The organism is Vibrio sp. 1069 (assembly GCF_033340555.1).
In genome coordinates this window covers 1-804 of the sequence record NZ_JAWOWP010000250.1, presented here as the reverse complement: position 1 = coordinate 804, position 804 = coordinate 1, and the positions used below count along the sequence as shown (strand labels likewise).

The following is an 804-nucleotide window of genomic DNA, read 5'->3' as shown; positions in this document are numbered from 1 at the left end:
CTTAACTTCCCTTGCAACTGGTTGGTAAACTCGCCAACCGCGTCGTCACGCACGTGTCCTACCACCTCAATGAGAACCTCGGTATAGGTGTCATCTGGCGCTTTGCCACCCATCTGAATGGTGGTGTCGATGTCGGTATTATCCGCAATGAGATTTAAATTGTTGATGTCGGTGTACGCCGGGTTACCGTCAGAGATAACGCTCGCGCTTACACTCCAATCTTTCAGTGCGACTTTTTCAGTGCCGTCCGCGGTCTCAACCAAATAGCTACTAATGGTATCGCGCACATCCACCAGCTCATTATTGGTGGTTACGTTGCGAATTCGCATCTGATAGCGCACTTCCGAGCCCGGCGTGTACGTCGGAGTGTCCGTCGACTTTTGCGCTAGCAGATTCGAAGTTCCCGGATCAAGCACGACAGCATTACTGTCCACGCCTGCAACTTTTGCGACGTTAGTTATTGCGCCCGTTGCATCCGCCGCAACCGTACCATCAATTTCAAAGACAATGGTATCGCCTGGCATCAAATCGAATGCTGCGTTTAAGGGTACATTGCCTTGATACTGACCATTGATGGAGAAGCGGTCTGACGTTGGAGCACTAACAATCGCCACGCTGTAATCCGTAAAAGCTGGTTTGCCATCAGACGTGTTAATCTTGTCCAGTTCATCCACAATGGTGGCACCATTAGTGGTACTTTCACCTACGTTGGTGACTGAGACTTGATACTGGATCTGGCCATTCGGATTGTAGTGACAATCAGTGCCCGTCGAAGATGGGAACGTACACGTACTGCTGTCGGCG

At 50.6% G+C, this 804-nt stretch carries 1 protein-coding gene; it reads right to left on the bottom strand.

Annotation, left to right across the window (positions count from 1 at the left end; genetic code table 11):
* Positions 1-804: hypothetical protein (locus R7040_RS25785; RefSeq protein WP_318097479.1), on the bottom strand; the 804-nt coding region annotated here is incomplete at both ends.